Genomic DNA, 15,911 nt, shown 5'->3' with positions numbered 1-15,911 from the left:
GTGTCATTAACACTTGTATTTACTGTTTTGTTACAATCAAAATCCGTTATGAATTGAGGTTTATATATTGATTGATGTACCCTTTTTAAAAAATGTCACATTAAAAAAAGAAAATATCCCTAGTTTTTCCGCATATCCTTACTGTCTACCCGCTATCCGAACATTACAATCACTACCTTTCCACCCAAATGTAACATTCATTATTGGAGAAAACGGAGCGGGTAAATCAACATTACTCGAAGCAATTGCAATTGCTTTAGGTTTTAACGCAGAAGGTGGAACGAAAAACTTCCGCTTTAGTACAAACGATTCACATTCATCTTTACATGAATACCTTCGAATTTCCAAAAGTTTCAATACACCAAACGACGGTTTCTTTCTTCGTGCTGAATCATTTTATAACGTTGCTTCTTATATTGATGAAATAGATGCTATAAAATCTTATGGAGGTGTTTCACTTCATGAGCAATCCCATGGTGAATCATTTTTCTCCTTATTTATGAATCGTTTTTCAGGACAAGGTTTATACATTTTAGATGAGCCTGAGGCCGCTCTATCACCAATGAGGCAACTTTCCATGCTTATTCGAATGCATGAACTAGCGGAACAAGGTTCACAATTTGTTATCGCGACGCACTCTCCTATTTTAATGGCTTATCCTGAATCCACTATATATTCTTTAACACAAGAAGGGATTCATGAATCCACATTAGAAGAAACCGAGCATTACCAAACGACAAAACTTTTCTTTGAAAATCGTGATCGATTATTTCATCATTTATTTGATTCTTAATAAAAAAGAAGCAGCGATTGCTGCTTCTTTTTTATAGTGCTTCTATAAATAATGCTACCCCAATACCGCCACCGACGCATAGAGAGGCAATTCCTTTTTCTAAACCGCGTCTCTTCAATTCATGAATTAAACTTACAGTAATACGAGCTCCTGTACAACCGATTGGATGTCCAAGTCCTACACCGCTTCCGTTTACATTCACTTTTTCACGGTCTAAACCTAATTCTTTCTCTACAGCTAGGTATTGAGCCGCGAAAGCTTCATTAATTTCCAGTAAATCAGCATCTTCTAATGACCAATCTACTTTTTCTAACCCTTTACGAATTGCTGGTGCTGGCCCAATACCCATAATTTTCGGATCTACTCCAGCTACTGAATATCCAACAATTCTAGCTAACGGTTGTAAGCCTTTTTCTTTCGCTTTTTCTTCGCTCATTAATACTAGAACCGCACTTCCATCATTAAGGCCAGATGCATTCCCTGCCGTTACAGATCCATCTTTACGGAAAGCTGGTTTTAATCCTGCTAATTTTTCCGCTGTAATATCTGCACGTGGATGTTCATCCTTCGAAAATACTATTTCTTTTCTACGTTCTTTTATCGTAATAGGAACAATTTGCTCGTCAAAATATCCAGACTCGATTGCTTGCAGTGCCAATGTATGACTACGAAGCGCAACTTCATCTTGTTCCTCTCTTGTAATTTCATATTGGTCAACTAAATTTTCAGCCGTTTCACCCATCATAATATGGTGAATCGGATCTTCTAGTACTTCCCACACCGTATCACGAATTTCTCCGTGCTGTAGACGTTGTCCCCAGCGGTGCTGTTTTAATGCATAAGGGCTTGAACTCATTGCTTCTACTCCACCTGCAATAACAACATCACTTACACCTAATTGAATTTGCATTGCAGCTGACATAATTGCTTGCATACCTGAAGAACATTGGCGTTGGATTGTATAACCCGTAACTGTGTCAGGAAATCCTGCCGCTAATGCAGCTGTTCTTGCAGTATTTGCTTCATCAGTTCTTTGAATACAATGACCTAAAATTACTTCATCAACTTCGTGTGGTTCTACCCCGCCTCGTTTTACAGCTTCCTGAAGTACAGGAACCGCTAATTCTACTGGCGTTACATTTTTTAGCGCTCCTCCAAAAGTTCCAATTGGCGAACGAACTGCAGCTGTAATAACAACATTATGCATTTTGCACTTGCCCCTCTCTTATGTACCCTAGTCAGTTTTTAGGTGAAATTCCATAAGATGTATGTCTACATCTATCATACTATAAACATACTAAAAAATCAAAATATTTAATATAATAAAAATAGAAGGAATTAACCTTCTATTCTGTTAATGCGTATAAAAATTTTTGTAAAATTTTCTCTGTCGTTTCATTCAATTTCGGTAACTTATCTACTGGAAAATATTGAAGCTTCAACCCTTCATGATCGAGCCTTAATTCTCCACTCACATGATGCCCCTGATACAGATGAATGACATTAAAAATTTCATCTCCATTTGGATAACGGAAATATACTTCCTTTCCTGAAAGGACACCAAGAAATTGCATTATTTTTGCAGTTAACCCCGTCTCCTCGAATAATTCTCGACGAGCAGTTTCTTCCGTCGTTTCTCCTAGTTCCATCGCGCCGCCAGGTACACCCCAATCATATGTATCTGAACGATATTGAAGCAATACTTCTTGATTATCATTTAATATAATTATTGCTGACCCAACAAGAATAAGTGGTCTTGTACCAACGACTTTGCGTAACTCTTCAATATACCCCATTATGTAAAATCTCCTTTCCTCACCCTCCCTTATCATAACAAAATTTTTCTCCTTTTGTTGATGTAATTTCCAAGAAAAAAAAGGAAGCTTTCGCTTCCTTTTTTTCATTCTTATTTCTTAAAACTTTCATATTTTACAGCTTCAAAAGCTTCTTCAATTTCATCATTACGATAATGCACGTATGTAAAACGCCCTAATTCTACTAATCTTGCTATTTCTTGTAACGCTTTATGTTGCTCATATGTTTCCCCCAGCTTAATATGTACATAAAACTTCATTAATGGATGTTCATATAAAGGTTCTCCCACCTCTACATATACATCTTCCACACCTTGCACAACTCTTACATAACTTGCAAATTGATAAAGAGCTTCTCTGTCTGAAACGATTTTTAATGTATACATATATTCTCCCCCTTTTCTTTACTATATCAAAAAGATGATCACACCATGTTATAGAACTATGAAATTTTTTCGACTTGTAATAAACAAGGCGTTTATCCATACATAGGAGCTTTTTTCCACATATATTATAAGAAGAATTTTTTCAGTTGAGGTGTTCCTTATGGATCCATACGTCAATATATGTATTTGCATTACTCCAGGCGCCGATATTTCTGATGACCGTATCGCAAAAGATTTAGCAGTTGCAGAGTCAATTTGGCACCCGATTACATTTCAAATTACAGACGTAATTATTTTAAATGAACTTTTCCGTTTTTCTGACCGTGAAATTAGTTATAAAAATTCTATTCAAAGTCAGGAAAAATTAGCATCCTTTTTCCAGACTTGTGTAAATGAAGCACCTGAATGCGACCTTTACATTTGTTATATTGGCAGTGATTATTTCAAAGAAACAGCCGTAATTGCCTGCGCTTACTCTTTAGCAAAACAACAGCAACTTACTGGTTATATCGTTTTAACAAATTCGGCTGCCCCCATGAAAAATATATATACGCTCGCTCACGAAATCGGTCATATTTTATTTACAAGACGTGTTCACGGAAAACTTACTCACGCAGATCCTCATTCTCCAACTGGCTCGGAGCACCATCCCTCTCCAACAAATCTTATGTATCCGATAGTCCCACGCCCTGAAAATGTCCATATTCAGTCACTATTAACGAACGAACAAAAAGCACTCTCTTTACAAAGTGCTTTATTGCAAAGAAAAAAACAGTAACCGTCACGTTACTGTTTAAAACAACCTATTCCAATCAACAAACGAAAGCCCGGCTGCAAAGGATACACTATACACCAAAACGGCATCCCTCTAAAAATCAAAATATAGTATTTCTTTGGAAATAATTTTTTGTATATCCAGAGCAGCCACTTTTTTTGAACTACTCGTTTACACTTTTTCTCTCTTCAATTTTTAAAGACCATCTCATTAATCCATATATACTTCCATACATAAGTAATATCTTTGCAATTCCCCAAAATACATTTTTTTCTTCTAATTCTTTAAATATAAACATAATCGTTAAAGGAACAATTAGCACCAAAACACCCATCCAACCAAGGACATACACTTCACCAACGAAAAGTAATAAAAAGATACTTGCTGCTAATATATATGTTTGTATTGTCGACAATTGCAAAATAGGTGTCCCGTACCATTTATCAATAAACATCAATAATACTAATAATAAGATGGGAACCATTACTATTACGTAAATAATTCCGAACTCTACAAACTTATTTTTAAAAGAAGACATTCTAAATGCAACAATGGTTCCAATAATCGTAATGATTAAGACGATAGGATAGCCAATTAACTGTATATTCGTTAGTGTAAATTGCTGATTCGGATTATTAAATAAAATATGAGTTAATATCCAATACCCGCCAATACCAATTATCATGGCAAGAATACTCTTTATACTCCCGCCTTTATCCTTATCCATTTCTTTCGCTAATTCTTCCGCATATTCTTTTGGTGAATCACCGAATATATCACTTACCGTCTTTCCCTCTTTCTCGCCTTCTATTAAATGAAGTTCTGCATCTTCTAGAAAGGCGTCCACATCTTCTTCTTTCATTCCTTTTGTTATTAAATACACTTTCGTATCGATTAAAAACTTTTCTCCTTCTTTAGAAATCTGCATGATAACCCCTCCCTCATTTAACCGTTACTCTTCTATTCGTCTTCATCATAATTTCAAGGAAAATTAAAATAAACAAACTTCCGTATAAACATATAATTTGAAATAAAATTGGCACGAGATCCTCTGATGTAAATGTTTTAAACAGTAACATAATCGAAAGCGGAATAATTAAATATAAGTTTTTAAACCATCCTTCAAAATACATATTTATCGCTACTGTGATAAGAAAAATAGCTCCAGCTAATATATAACTTTGCGTTTGGGTGAATGTAAACATTTTTGTAGGATATATTACATCTAATATCGTAACAACCCCTATTAAAAACATCGGCGCAATCATAACTAAAAACCACATAGAAAACCACGTTTTTGTAAAACTTGTTACGAATGTCATTTTACGAAGTAAAAAATTGGGACCCATTACAGCTACGATCAATGTAAAACTATACCCAACGCACTGAATAAGTGAAATCTGTAACATTCCGTTATTCACTATTAAAATAGAAGCAATAATCCAAAACGATACGATATTCATTACTGTAAAACCAATTTGCTTCCACGTTTCCTGTCTATCCCTTTCCATTACTTTTACAAGTTCATTTGCATATTCTTTCGGTGAGCTTCCGAAAATATCTTCTACACTTTTCCCATCACTCTCACCCTCAATTAAATAGAGTTCCGCATCTTCTATAAAATTTTCAATATCGCTTTCTTTCACACTCTTTGCCGCTAAAAATAATCTCATTTCTAATAAAAAATTTCGTGCTTCACTTGATAACATTATTTTTTTCTCCCCTTCCCTTCAAGTAGACGCTCTACACTACTTTGCATCGCTTCCCAGCGATCCATAAATTCATTAAGTGCTTCCTCACCTTTTTCTGTTAATGTATAATATTTCCGCTTTGGACCAGATGGAGATTCCTTCATTACACTTGTTATTAATCCTTCCTTTTGCATTCGTATTAATAACGGATAAATACTTCCCTCACTCGCCATAGTAAAGCCATACTTCGCTAGCTTTTCACTCATTTCATAACCGTATATTTCACCTTCAGAAATAATAGCAAGTAAGCATCCTTCTAAAATCCCTTTCAGCATTTGACTTGTCGACATAATTCAAATCCTTCCACTATCTTGTTTTACAAGATAGATAAGTGTAAGTATCTTGCTTTACAAAATAGTATAGCAGAGACTATTTTGCAAAACAAGATAGCTAACGATATTTTTCCAAATCTTTGCAGGATTTTTATAAACCACTCTCTAAATAGAGCAATATGAGAATTTTATTATGAAGGGATGTTTTTCATCATGGTCACAAATCGAGTTGTTTTTTTAACAGGCGCTGCAAGTGGCATTGGTTATGAAATGGGAAACGCTTTTGCAAAAGAAGGTGCAAAAGTTGTGATTACCGATCGTCTTGAAGAACGTGCAAAAGAAGCTGCTGAACAATTACAAAAAGAAGGCTATCAAGCTATCGGTTTAAAATGTGATGTTACATCTGAAGAAGAAATTACCGCTGCAATTTCTCAAACCGTTACGCATTTCGGTTCATTACATATATTAATTAACAACGCAGGAATGCAGCACGTTTCACCAATTGAAGATTTTCCAACTGAAAAGTTCGAACTACTTATTAAAATTATGCAAATCGCTCCTTTTATCGCAATTAAGCATGCCTTCCCAATCATGAAAAAACAAAAGTATGGCCGAATTATTAATGTAGCCTCCATTAATGGCCTCGTTGGATTTGCAGGAAAATCCGCCTACAATAGCGCGAAGCATGGCGTAATCGGATTAACAAAAGTTGCAGCTTTAGAAGGCGCTACTCACGGAATTACCGTTAATGCGCTTTGTCCTGGTTATGTCGATACCCCACTTGTACGTAATCAACTACAAGATTTAGCTACTACACGAAATGTACCACTTGAAAATGTTTTAGAAGATGTTATTTATCCACTTGTACCACAAAAACGCTTATTGCAAGTACAAGAAATCTCTGATTATGCTATGTTTTTAGCGAGTGAAAAAGCAAGAGGTATAACTGGACAAGCCGTTGTTATCGATGGTGGTTATACTGCTCAATAAAGTGAAGGCTTTTACTTCCCATTAATGCGAGGTAAAAAATAAAGTTTGCTCACGAAGAGCAAACTTTATTTTACTTTCTATCGCGAGGACCTTCCTACTTTAGTAATTGTTTAGGGAGTTTCTCGATTGCAACAATTACCCCATCTAATTTACTTTCAATACGATGGAGTAAATATAATGTTACAACAATCGGAAACCCTACATTACCTATCATCCTGATCCACTCTTCCATCTTTCTCTCCCCCTTTCATTATATAAATAAGAGTACGAAATACATTTAGGCATAAAAAAACAAGCTATTATGTATTAGCTTGTCTTTCAAATAATGATGCAATTTCCCGTTTATAATCTCCATGTATGATGCCTTTTTCAGTAATAATACCTGTAATTAATTCATTCGGTGTTACGTCAAATGCAGGATTATAAACATCAGTTCCAATTGGCGCCACTTGTTTTTCAAAAATTTTCGTAACTTCGGTTTCATCTCTTTCTTCAATAACAATTTCTGTACCTATTTGTTTCGTAATATCAAACGTAGATAACGGAGCTGCAACGTAAAATGGAATATCGAAATACTTTGCTAATATAGCTAAATTCATTGTTCCGATTTTATTTGCTGTATCTCCATTTGCGACAATTCGGTCCGCTCCTACAATAATTGCGTTTATTTCTTTCGTTTGAATAGCATGCGCTGCCGTATTATCTGTAATAAGTGTTACATCAATATTTGCCTGTTTTAATTCCCATGTCGTTAAACGCCCGCCTTGTAAAACCGGTCTCGTTTCACACGCATACGCATGTAAACGTACACCTTTTTCTTTCCCAATATAAAACGGTGCTAATGCAGTACCATATCTAGCAGTTGCAATACTTCCAGCGTTACAAATTGTTAAAATGTTATCACCGTCTTTAAAGCATGTTAATGCATGTTCTCCAATACTCCGGCATACCGCTTCATCTTCTTGCTGAATGAGAAGTGCTTCTTCTTCTAATATTTTTTGTGCTTCTTTTATTTTAGTAATTTCTCGAATGGATTCTCTCATACGATCGATTGCCCAAAATAAATTGACTGCTGTCGGGCGTGACGTTCCTAAATAATTACAATCTCTATTAAACTTCTTTTGAAATTCTTCCATATGTACAGTATTATATTTTTTTGATGCAAGCGCCAAACCAAATGCAGCTACAATTCCAATTGCAGGTGCTCCTCGTACTTCTAGCATGACAATACTTTTCCATACCTCTTCAATCGTCGTTAATGTTTTGTATTCTGTACTATGCGGCAACTTTGTTTGATTTAATACTGCAATGGCATCACCTTTCCAACTGACAGACCTCGGAACAGTAACAATTGTACTCATGCTTTTACCCCTCCAGAAACTGTCTGTTGAAATAACGTTCGGAACAGTTGAATGTCAGCGCTCTTAGATTCATATTTTATTAGTTCTTTACCTAAGGATAGCGCTTGTTTTTTAGCTTGGATTCTCGTTTCTTTATTTGCTATTTCATCTAAATCAGCTACATGTGCTAAACCAATTGTTCTACGTATAAGCTCACATCCAGCAAATCCAACGGCATCCGTAAAAATATTTTGCAAAATAATTGGCAACCATTGTTTCTCTTTCGTATATGCTTCTACGCCTTCTCCAATCCATAATTTCGTAAAAGCTTCTACAAAATAACTCCATGTTTTCTCAATATGGAAAAATAGCACACTTCTTTTTTCCTCTTCACGGGATAGTGCATTTAATAATAAATTTGCAATAAATTGACCAAGGTCAAATCCAAATGGACCGTATGTTGCAAATTCTGGATCAATTACTTTCGTTTCAGCAGGTGATGAAAAAATACTACCAGTATGTAAATCACCATGAATAAGCGCTTCTTTTCTTGTTAAGAACTTATATTTATATTGCGCGACTTTTAATTTTAAATTTTTGTCATTCCACAGTTCATCCACCGCTAGTTGTAACTCTGGTTCATAATCATTCGTATCATAATGACTAAACGGATCTGTAAACACTAAATCTTCCGTAATTTTACTAAGATCTGGATTAACAAATTCACTATCTAACACTCTTTTCTCTTCTGATTGTAAACCGAAATCTGAAGTATAAAACAAAACATGTGCTAGAAAGCGACCAATATGTTGGGATAAAAGTGGGTACTCCTCTCCATCTATTAATCCTTTTCTTGTAATTGTTAGCCTTGATAAGTCTTCTATGACCGTTACTGCTAACTCTTCATCATGACTGTACACTACCGGCACATATTCCGGCACATACTTCGCAAAAATTTGTAATGCTTTACTTTCAATCGTCGCTCTTTTTATAGACAGTGGCCAGCTCTCACCAACTACTTTCGCATATGGCAGTGCTTGTTTTATTATAATAGACTTCTCTCCATCATCTAATTTGAACACGTAATTTAAATTTCCATCTCCAATTTCATGACAAACTACATTTGCTTTCTTTTCAAAATAACCGTGTTCTTTCGCATATTGTATAGCTGTTGTTTCAGTTAATGAATAATATCCCATCGTCTTCTCCCCCTTTTTTAAATTCAGAGGTTTTTCTGACGTAGAAAAACCTCTTTCCACAAAGAAAGAGGTTTGAAGTTTATCTTCTCCCCTCTTATCTGCCAGAAAGGTTTACTTTCTGCTGGAATTAGCACCGTGCCTTTTGGCGTAAATAAACGCCCCATTTCACAATGGTATTACGGTCGGTTGCTGGGCTTCATCGGGCCAAATCCCTCCACCTGCTCTTGATAAGAGTTGTATAATTTTTTGAATTTTTAACTTTATGTTGAAGACTATACCAAGAATAAAAATCACTTGTCAATATTTTATTTGTATAATTCTGGACGACGATCTGCAAAAACTGGAATTCCTTTGCGTACTTCTTTAATTTTCTCAAAATGAAGCTCTCCAAATAAAATTGATTCTTCTTCATTCGCTTCTACAACAACTTCGCCCCAAGGATCGACAATTAAAGAATGACCGGCAAACTCATTATTCGGATCCTTTCCTGCCCTATTACATGCAACAACATAACACTGATTTTCAACTGCTCTTGCTTGCAATAGCAAACGCCAATGAGCTAAACGAACCAATGGCCATTCTGCTACAACAAATAAAACTTTTGCACCTTTAGCAGTATGAACACGCATCCACTCCGGAAAACGAATGTCATAACAAATTGTACCGGCGCACTCTACATCATCTAGCTTAAATTCACCTGTACTATTTCCAGCGATTAAATATTTATGTTCATCCATAAGCTGAAATAAATGTACTTTACTATATTCATTGACTAGTTCTCCTTCCTTGTTTACCACATACATTGTATTTGTAACACCTTGCTCTGTTTGCTTCGCTATAGACCCACCGACAATATGTACACCATATTGCTTCGACCATTCTTTCAGCTTTTCTTTCGTTTGCAATCCATCCCTATCTGCAATTTCAGTAAGCCTCGTTAAATCATATCCCGTTGTCCATAGTTCTGGTAAGACAATAACGTCTGGTCTTTCCTTCATCGCTTCGCTTATTTTATTTTTAGCATTCTCAATATTTTTTTCTACATCTCCAAAGACAATGTCCATTTGAATACATGCGACTTTCATTTTGTCAGCCCCATTCATAATTTTTTCTTTACAAAATACTGGAAAGATTATATCATTTGTCACTAGAATTGTAACAACTTTCAAAAGAGGTGGAAAGTATGAAATTATTTCAACCTTCTGAGATAGTAACATCATTGCCAACACAATTTTTCGCTTCACTTGTTGCAAAAGTTAACAAAGTCGTAGCAGCTGGTCACGATGTTATTAATCTTGGTCAAGGTAATCCAGATCAACCAACACCGCAGCATATCGTAAAAGCTTTACAAGATGCTGCTGAAAAGACCATTCATCATAAATATCCGCCATTTCGCGGACACGAAAGTTTAAAAGAAGCCGTGGCAACATTCTATCAACGCGAATATGATGTAGTAGTAAATCCAAAAACAGAAGTTGCTATTTTGTTTGGTGGAAAAGCTGGATTAGTAGAATTACCACTTTGTTTTACAAACCCTGGTGATACTATTCTCGTTCCAGATCCAGGCTATCCAGATTATTTATCAGGAGTTGCTTTAGCAAAAGCACAATTTGAAACAATGCCGCTTATTGCAGAAAATAATTTTTTACCAGATTATACAAAAATTGATGCCACTACCGCTGAGCGTGCAAAGTTAATGTTTTTAAACTATCCAAATAATCCTACCGGTGCTACTGCATCAAAAGATTTCTTTGATGAAACCATTCATTTTGCTAATAAACATAATATATTAGTCATTCATGATTTTGCTTACGGTGCTATTGGATTCGATGGTCAAAAACCTGTTAGTTTCTTGCAAGCAGACGGTGGTAAAGATACAGGTATTGAAATTTACACTCTATCGAAAACTTTCAATATGGCTGGATGGCGCATCGCTTTTGCTGTAGGGAATGAAAGTGTGATTGAGACAATTAACTTATTACAAGATCATATGTATGTTAGTATTTTTGGTGCAGTTCAAGATGCTGCCCGCGAAGCACTATTAAGTTCACAGTCTTGCGTAATAGACCTTGTAAATAGTTACGAATCTCGAAGAAACGCTCTTGTTTCAGCTTGTCACTCAATTGGTTGGAATGTAGATATTCCAACAGGCTCATTCTTTGCATGGCTTCCTGTTCCGAAAGGATATACATCTGAGCAATTTTCTGATATTTTACTAGAAAAAGCACACGTTGCAGTTGCTCCTGGTGTTGGATTTGGTGAACATGGCGAAGGATATGTCCGTGTTGGTCTCTTGCATACAGAAGATAGATTACGAGAAGCCATTAATCGAATTGATAAATTAAATTTTTTCAAAAAATAATTGACAACATGAAAAATATCTGACAAAATTCAGTTATCTTAAAAATTTAAACATTTCTAAATACTTCTTATCAAGAGCAGGTGGAGGGACGAGCCCGACGAAACCCGGCAACCGATCTACAATTGTAGACACGGTGCTAATTCTCGCAGCATTATGCTGACAGATAAGGAGCTGGTTGTAAAAAAACCTCTCCTTAGCTGAGAGGTTTTTTTATTTAACTAGGAGGTTTTAACAATGAGCGGAATTATAGCAACGTATTTAATCCATGATGATTCACATAACTTAGAAAAAAAGGCCGAGCAAATTGCACTCGGTTTAACAATTGGCTCTTGGACTCATTTGCCACACTTATTGCAAGAACAATTAAAACACCATAAAGGCAACGTCATTCATGTTGAGGAACTAGCTGAACAAGAACATACCAATTCGTATTTACGTAAAAAAGTTAAACGCGGGATTATTAAAATCGAATATCCGTTATTAAACTTCAGTCCGGACTTACCAGCAATTTTAACAACTACATTCGGAAAGCTATCACTTGATGGTGAAGTGAAATTAATCGACTTAACATTTTCAGACGAGTTAAAACAATATTTCCCTGGTCCAAAATTCGGGATAGATGGTATTCGAAATCTTTTACAAGTGCATGAGCGTCCCCTTTTAATGAGTATTTTTAAAGGAATGATTGGACGAAATATTGGTTATTTAAAAACGCAATTACGCGATCAAGCAATTGGTCGTGTAGATATAGTAAAAGATGATGAAATATTATTTGAGAATACATTAACACCACTTACGAAACGCATTGTATCTGGAAAAGAAGTTTTACAATCCGTATATGAAACATACGGACATAAAACGTTATATGCCGTAAATTTAACAGGACGAACTTTTGATTTAAAAGAAAATGCGAAACGCGCAGTGCAAGCTGGGGCAGATATTCTATTATTTAACGTATTTGCTTACGGACTAGATGTACTACAATCACTTGCAGAAGATGATGAAATCCCAGTTCCTATTATGGCACACCCTGCTGTAAGTGGTGCTTATTCAGCATCCAAGTTATATGGAGTTTCCTCTCCATTATTACTAGGAAAGCTACTACGTTATGCTGGGGCTGACTTTTCATTATTCCCATCTCCATACGGAAGTGTTGCTCTAGAAAAAGAGGAGGCTCTTGCTATCTCAAAATATTTAACTGAAGACGATGCATTTTTCAAGAAGAGTTTTTCTGTTCCGTCTGCTGGTATTCACCCTGGTTTCGTTCCCTTTATTCTACGAGATTTCGGTAAAGATGTTGTTATTAATGCTGGCGGCGGGATACATGGACATCCGAGTGGAGCGCAAGGGGGCGGTAAAGCTTTCCATACTGCAATTAATGCTACTTTGCAAAATACACCACTCCATGAAGTAGATGACATAAATTTGCATAGTGCACTTCAAATATGGGGAAATCCCTCTCATGGGGTGAAATTATGAGTATTCAAGTATTTTGTGATTTCGATGGCACGATTACAAATAATGATAACATTATGTCCATTATGGAAAAATTTGCACCACCAGAAGCCGAAGAAGTAAAGAATAGAATTTTATCACAAGAGCTGTCTATTCAAGAAGGTGTTTCTCAATTATTTCAATTAATACCTACTAGTCTACACGATGATATGATTCAATTTTTAATAGAAACTGCTGAAATCCGTAGTGGTTTTCATGAATTTATACAATTTGTAAATGAAAATAACATTTCTTTTTACGTTATATCAGGTGGAATGGATTTCTTCGTCTATCCACTCTTACAAGGAATCATTCCAAAAGAGCAAATTTACTGTAATGAAACAGACTTTTCAAATGAATTCATTACAGTTAAGTGGCCTCATCCTTGTGATCATCATTGTCAAAATCATTGCGGATTATGCAAATCATCTTTAATCCGTAAATTAAGTGATACGAATGACTTCCATATTGTGATTGGAGATTCAATTACTGATTTACAAGCTGCGAAACAAGCAGATAAAGTATTTGCTCGCGACTTCCTTATTACAAAGTGTGAAGAGAATTATATTGCTTATACACCGTTTGAAACATTTCACGATGTTCAAACCCAATTAAAACATTTGTTGGAGGTGAAATCATGAAACAACTTTTTCGTCAATGGTATGACTTAAGCGAGATAAAAAAAGAATTAACAACACGAAATTGGTTTCCAGCAACGAGTGGTAATATTTCTATAAAGGTTAGTCATGAGCCACTTACTTTTCTTATTACAGCAAGTGGTAAAGATAAAACAAAAACTACTCCAGATGATTTTCTATTAGTAGATCATCTAGGGCTTCCCGTATTAGAGACTGAATTACGCCCTTCAGCAGAAACAATATTGCATACACATATTTATAACAATACGAATGCTGGGTGCGTACTTCATGTTCATACAACTGATAATAATGTCATCACAAATTTATATAGTGATGCAGTCACCCTTCAAAATCAAGAAATTATTAAAGCTCTCGATATTTGGGAAGAAGGTGCAACAATTCACATTCCTATTATCGAAAACCATGCCCATATCCCAACGCTTGGAGAAAACTTCCGAAAACATATACAAGGAGATTCGGGAGCAGTATTAATCCGTAACCACGGTATTACCGTATGGGGCCGAGATAGCTTTGATGCAAAGAAAAGATTAGAAGCTTATGAGTTTTTATTCCAATTTCATATAAAACTATTATCAATTCAAGGAGGCGTTTCTAATGGCGCAAATTCGTATTCATGAAGTAAATACTCGCATCGAAAATGAAGTAGAAGTATCTAAATTTCTACAAGAGGAAGGCGTTTTATATGAGAAATGGAATATTTCTAAGCTTCCTACTCATTTAAATGAAAATTATTCGTTAACAGATGAAAACAAGGCTGAAATATTAGCTGTGTTTTCAAAAGAAATCGCTGATGTTTCAGCGCGCCGAGGCTATAAAGCACATGATGTAATTTCACTTTCAAATAGCACACCTAACCTTGACGAATTATTAATTAACTTCCAAAAAGAACACCATCATACCGATGATGAAGTTCGCTTTATTGTTAGTGGTCATGGCATCTTTGCTATTGAAGGAAAAGATGGGAAATTCTTTGACGTTGAACTTGAGCCAGGCGATCTCATATCTGTTCCTGAAAATGCAAGACATTATTTTACCTTGCAAGATGATCGTCAAGTTGTAGCTATTCGTATTTTTGTTACAACTGAAGGCTGGGTTCCAATTTATTAAGGTAGTTAGTTGAATAAAAGGACTTGGATCCCCTTTTCCAACCTTTTATTCACTCTACATATATACATCCTCCTATGGAACAGGCTTATTTCAAAAAGTGAAATAAGCCTGATTTTTTATTTTCTCAAACATATGAGTCCTTCTATGCCAAAACAATCTCCCCTTCTATTTTTTAAGCAAATTTTTCAACACTTTTTGAACATTTATTGAACTTTTTTTGAATTTTTTCTGAAAATTCTGTTTTGTGTATGATATACTACAATTAAATAAAAAGGAAAAGAATATCGCAAACAGAGGGGGATAATCATGAGTTTACTTATCGCACTTATACTAGGGGTTACGTGTGGAGCACTTCCTGTTATTCTAGGAGCTATTATGGAAGAGTTGGAAGTTGGTGTTTTAGGTTTTGTCGCATCTTGTGTAAGCGCTTTATTTTTTGGCTTATTCGGTGCTATTCCTGTTTCAATTCTGTGTGCATTTTATATAGTACGCCATGCTCGTGCAAAACAATTCGGTCCTAATCACATCGCGCAAGTTATTCCATTTCCAATCGAACGATGCCGCAGAGCTTCTAGCTTATAATTATAAAAATTAAATATACCTAAATAAATAAAAGTCCTCAAATGAGGACTTTTATTTATTTTCTTCTAGAAATTGAAACAATTCTTGTAAGTGCAAGGCGTCTTCACTATAGCTAACAGATACGTGACATATACCGTCAATCTCTGCTTGCATATAAAGATCAACCCCATCTCGATCATATTTCAATGCCAAATAAAACTCCATTTCTTCTAACATCTTTTTTGAAGTTCGAATAACATAATGCCCCTTCTCATCTCTTCCATATTCGAATTCCGGCCCAAAATCATATTTTTGTTTAAAAGCTTCTTTTTGTTTTTCACTAATTTGTATACAAGTTGCTCGTTGTACATTATCAATCATCTCATCAAATCTTTGTAGATCCATCTC

Annotated in this window: 20 protein-coding genes, 1 pseudogene and 2 riboswitches; of the genes and pseudogenes, 9 read left to right on the top strand and 12 right to left on the bottom strand. The window is 35.4% G+C overall.

The window, feature by feature from the left end:
- Positions 1 to 67 precede the first annotated feature (67 nt).
- Positions 68 to 793 (top strand): AAA family ATPase, encoded by a 726-nt coding sequence (locus MNO09_RS09695; RefSeq protein ID WP_088107352.1) that lies wholly within the window; start codon positions 68 to 70, stop codon positions 791 to 793.
- Positions 794 to 824: 31 nt separating this feature from the next.
- On the opposite strand, the gene MNO09_RS09690 is transcribed toward MNO09_RS09695, so the two are convergent.
- From MNO09_RS09690 to MNO09_RS09680, 3 genes are all read right to left on the bottom strand, one after another.
- The gene (locus MNO09_RS09690) at positions 825 to 2,000 is read right to left on the bottom strand and encodes an acetyl-CoA C-acetyltransferase (RefSeq protein WP_000552069.1); all 1,176 of its coding nucleotides are present in this window, start codon (positions 1,998 to 2,000) and stop codon (positions 825 to 827) included.
- Between the two features lie 139 nt (positions 2,001 to 2,139).
- A complete protein-coding gene (locus tag MNO09_RS09685) occupies positions 2,140 to 2,589 on the bottom strand; it encodes an NUDIX hydrolase (RefSeq protein ID WP_000540530.1) in 450 nt (149 codons plus the stop codon).
- A 110-nt stretch (positions 2,590 to 2,699) separates the two neighbouring features.
- Positions 2,700 to 2,993 carry a DUF3928 family protein gene (locus MNO09_RS09680; protein ID WP_000288329.1) on the bottom strand — a complete coding sequence of 98 codons (294 nt, stop codon included), beginning with the start codon at positions 2,991 to 2,993 and terminating at the stop codon, positions 2,700 to 2,702.
- Between the two features lie 160 nt (positions 2,994 to 3,153).
- On the opposite strand from MNO09_RS09680, the gene MNO09_RS09675 reads away from it, so the two are divergent.
- A complete protein-coding gene (locus MNO09_RS09675; protein ID WP_000371616.1) occupies positions 3,154 to 3,771 on the top strand; it encodes an ImmA/IrrE family metallo-endopeptidase in 618 nt (205 codons plus the stop codon).
- Between the two features lie 15 nt (positions 3,772 to 3,786).
- On the opposite strand, the pseudogene MNO09_RS09670 reads toward MNO09_RS09675, so the two are convergent.
- The 4 genes and pseudogenes from MNO09_RS09670 to MNO09_RS09655 form a co-directional block, all read right to left on the bottom strand.
- Positions 3,787 to 3,923, bottom strand: a pseudogene (locus MNO09_RS09670) (DNA-binding protein); the annotation flags it as partial.
- Between the two features lie 8 nt (positions 3,924 to 3,931).
- Positions 3,932 to 4,696 (bottom strand): DUF1129 domain-containing protein, encoded by a 765-nt coding sequence (locus MNO09_RS09665; protein WP_001167270.1) that lies wholly within the window; start codon positions 4,694 to 4,696, stop codon positions 3,932 to 3,934.
- Positions 4,697 to 4,709: 13 nt separating this feature from the next.
- Positions 4,710 to 5,477 (bottom strand): DUF1129 domain-containing protein, encoded by a 768-nt coding sequence (locus tag MNO09_RS09660; RefSeq protein ID WP_000952900.1) that lies wholly within the window; start codon positions 5,475 to 5,477, stop codon positions 4,710 to 4,712.
- Positions 5,477 to 5,809: a PadR family transcriptional regulator gene (locus MNO09_RS09655; RefSeq protein ID WP_000107987.1), complete on the bottom strand. Its 333-nt coding sequence runs from the start codon at positions 5,807 to 5,809 to the stop codon at positions 5,477 to 5,479. The genes MNO09_RS09660 and MNO09_RS09655 overlap by 1 nt, the downstream gene beginning before the upstream one ends.
- A gap of 195 nt (positions 5,810 to 6,004) precedes the next feature.
- Here MNO09_RS09655 and MNO09_RS09650 point away from each other — a divergent pair, with 195 nt between their 5' ends.
- Positions 6,005 to 6,781, top strand: a complete 777-nt coding sequence (locus MNO09_RS09650; protein WP_000258444.1) for a 3-hydroxybutyrate dehydrogenase — start codon at positions 6,005 to 6,007, stop codon at positions 6,779 to 6,781.
- Between the two features lie 94 nt (positions 6,782 to 6,875).
- On the opposite strand, the gene MNO09_RS09645 is transcribed toward MNO09_RS09650, so the two are convergent.
- The 4 genes from MNO09_RS09645 to MNO09_RS09630 form a co-directional block, all read right to left on the bottom strand.
- Positions 6,876 to 7,013: a YvrJ family protein gene (locus MNO09_RS09645; protein WP_000393342.1), complete on the bottom strand. Its 138-nt coding sequence runs from the start codon at positions 7,011 to 7,013 to the stop codon at positions 6,876 to 6,878.
- A gap of 67 nt (positions 7,014 to 7,080) precedes the next feature.
- Positions 7,081 to 8,142 carry an S-methyl-5-thioribose-1-phosphate isomerase gene (mtnA, locus tag MNO09_RS09640; RefSeq protein WP_000104620.1) on the bottom strand — a complete coding sequence of 354 codons (1,062 nt, stop codon included), beginning with the start codon at positions 8,140 to 8,142 and terminating at the stop codon, positions 7,081 to 7,083.
- Entirely contained in the window at positions 8,139 to 9,320 is a 1,182-nt protein-coding gene (mtnK, locus tag MNO09_RS09635) for an S-methyl-5-thioribose kinase (protein WP_088107447.1), read from the bottom strand. The genes mtnA and mtnK overlap by 4 nt, the downstream gene beginning before the upstream one ends.
- Positions 9,321 to 9,411: 91 nt before the next feature.
- Positions 9,412 to 9,554: riboswitch (SAM riboswitch) on the bottom strand.
- A gap of 71 nt (positions 9,555 to 9,625) precedes the next feature.
- Positions 9,626 to 10,489 carry a carbon-nitrogen family hydrolase gene (locus MNO09_RS09630; protein ID WP_000869877.1) on the bottom strand — a complete coding sequence of 288 codons (864 nt, stop codon included), beginning with the start codon at positions 10,487 to 10,489 and terminating at the stop codon, positions 9,626 to 9,628.
- A 14-nt stretch (positions 10,490 to 10,503) separates the two neighbouring features.
- Here MNO09_RS09630 and MNO09_RS09625 point away from each other — a divergent pair, with 14 nt between their 5' ends.
- From MNO09_RS09625 to MNO09_RS09600, 6 genes are all read left to right on the top strand, one after another.
- On the top strand, positions 10,504 to 11,682 hold the full coding sequence (locus MNO09_RS09625; RefSeq protein ID WP_000765522.1) for a pyridoxal phosphate-dependent aminotransferase: 1,179 nt from the start codon (positions 10,504 to 10,506) through the stop codon (positions 11,680 to 11,682).
- 64 nt (positions 11,683 to 11,746) lie between these two features.
- Positions 11,747 to 11,852, top strand: a riboswitch (SAM riboswitch).
- Between the two features lie 64 nt (positions 11,853 to 11,916).
- Complete coding sequence (mtnW, locus tag MNO09_RS09620) at positions 11,917 to 13,161, top strand: 2,3-diketo-5-methylthiopentyl-1-phosphate enolase (protein ID WP_088107353.1); 1,245 nt, start codon at positions 11,917 to 11,919, stop codon at positions 13,159 to 13,161.
- Positions 13,158 to 13,817 (top strand): 2-hydroxy-3-keto-5-methylthiopentenyl-1-phosphate phosphatase, encoded by a 660-nt coding sequence (mtnX, locus tag MNO09_RS09615; protein WP_000027482.1) that lies wholly within the window; start codon positions 13,158 to 13,160, stop codon positions 13,815 to 13,817. The genes mtnW and mtnX overlap by 4 nt, the downstream gene beginning before the upstream one ends.
- On the top strand, positions 13,814 to 14,452 hold the full coding sequence (locus tag MNO09_RS09610; protein ID WP_000811321.1) for a methylthioribulose 1-phosphate dehydratase: 639 nt from the start codon (positions 13,814 to 13,816) through the stop codon (positions 14,450 to 14,452). Before mtnX ends, MNO09_RS09610 begins: the two co-directional genes overlap by 4 nt.
- On the top strand, positions 14,430 to 14,942 hold the full coding sequence (gene mtnD / locus MNO09_RS09605; protein WP_000057317.1) for an acireductone dioxygenase: 513 nt from the start codon (positions 14,430 to 14,432) through the stop codon (positions 14,940 to 14,942). Before MNO09_RS09610 ends, mtnD begins: the two co-directional genes overlap by 23 nt.
- A 306-nt stretch (positions 14,943 to 15,248) precedes the next feature.
- Positions 15,249 to 15,524, top strand: a complete 276-nt coding sequence (locus MNO09_RS09600; protein WP_000054671.1) for a hypothetical protein — start codon at positions 15,249 to 15,251, stop codon at positions 15,522 to 15,524.
- Between the two features lie 51 nt (positions 15,525 to 15,575).
- Here the strand turns inward: MNO09_RS09600 and MNO09_RS09595 are convergent, their stop codons facing one another.
- Positions 15,576 to 15,908 carry a DUF3909 family protein gene (locus tag MNO09_RS09595; RefSeq protein WP_070169106.1) on the bottom strand — a complete coding sequence of 111 codons (333 nt, stop codon included), beginning with the start codon at positions 15,906 to 15,908 and terminating at the stop codon, positions 15,576 to 15,578.
- Positions 15,909 to 15,911: the final 3 nt, after the last annotated feature.

It is taken from the genome of Bacillus sp. N5-665 (assembly GCF_022637375.2).
GTDB lineage: Bacteria > Bacillota > Bacilli > Bacillales > Bacillaceae_G > Bacillus_A > Bacillus_A wiedmannii.
Note: the sequence above shows the minus strand (reverse complement) of the source record. Positions and strands in the feature narration are given on the sequence as shown.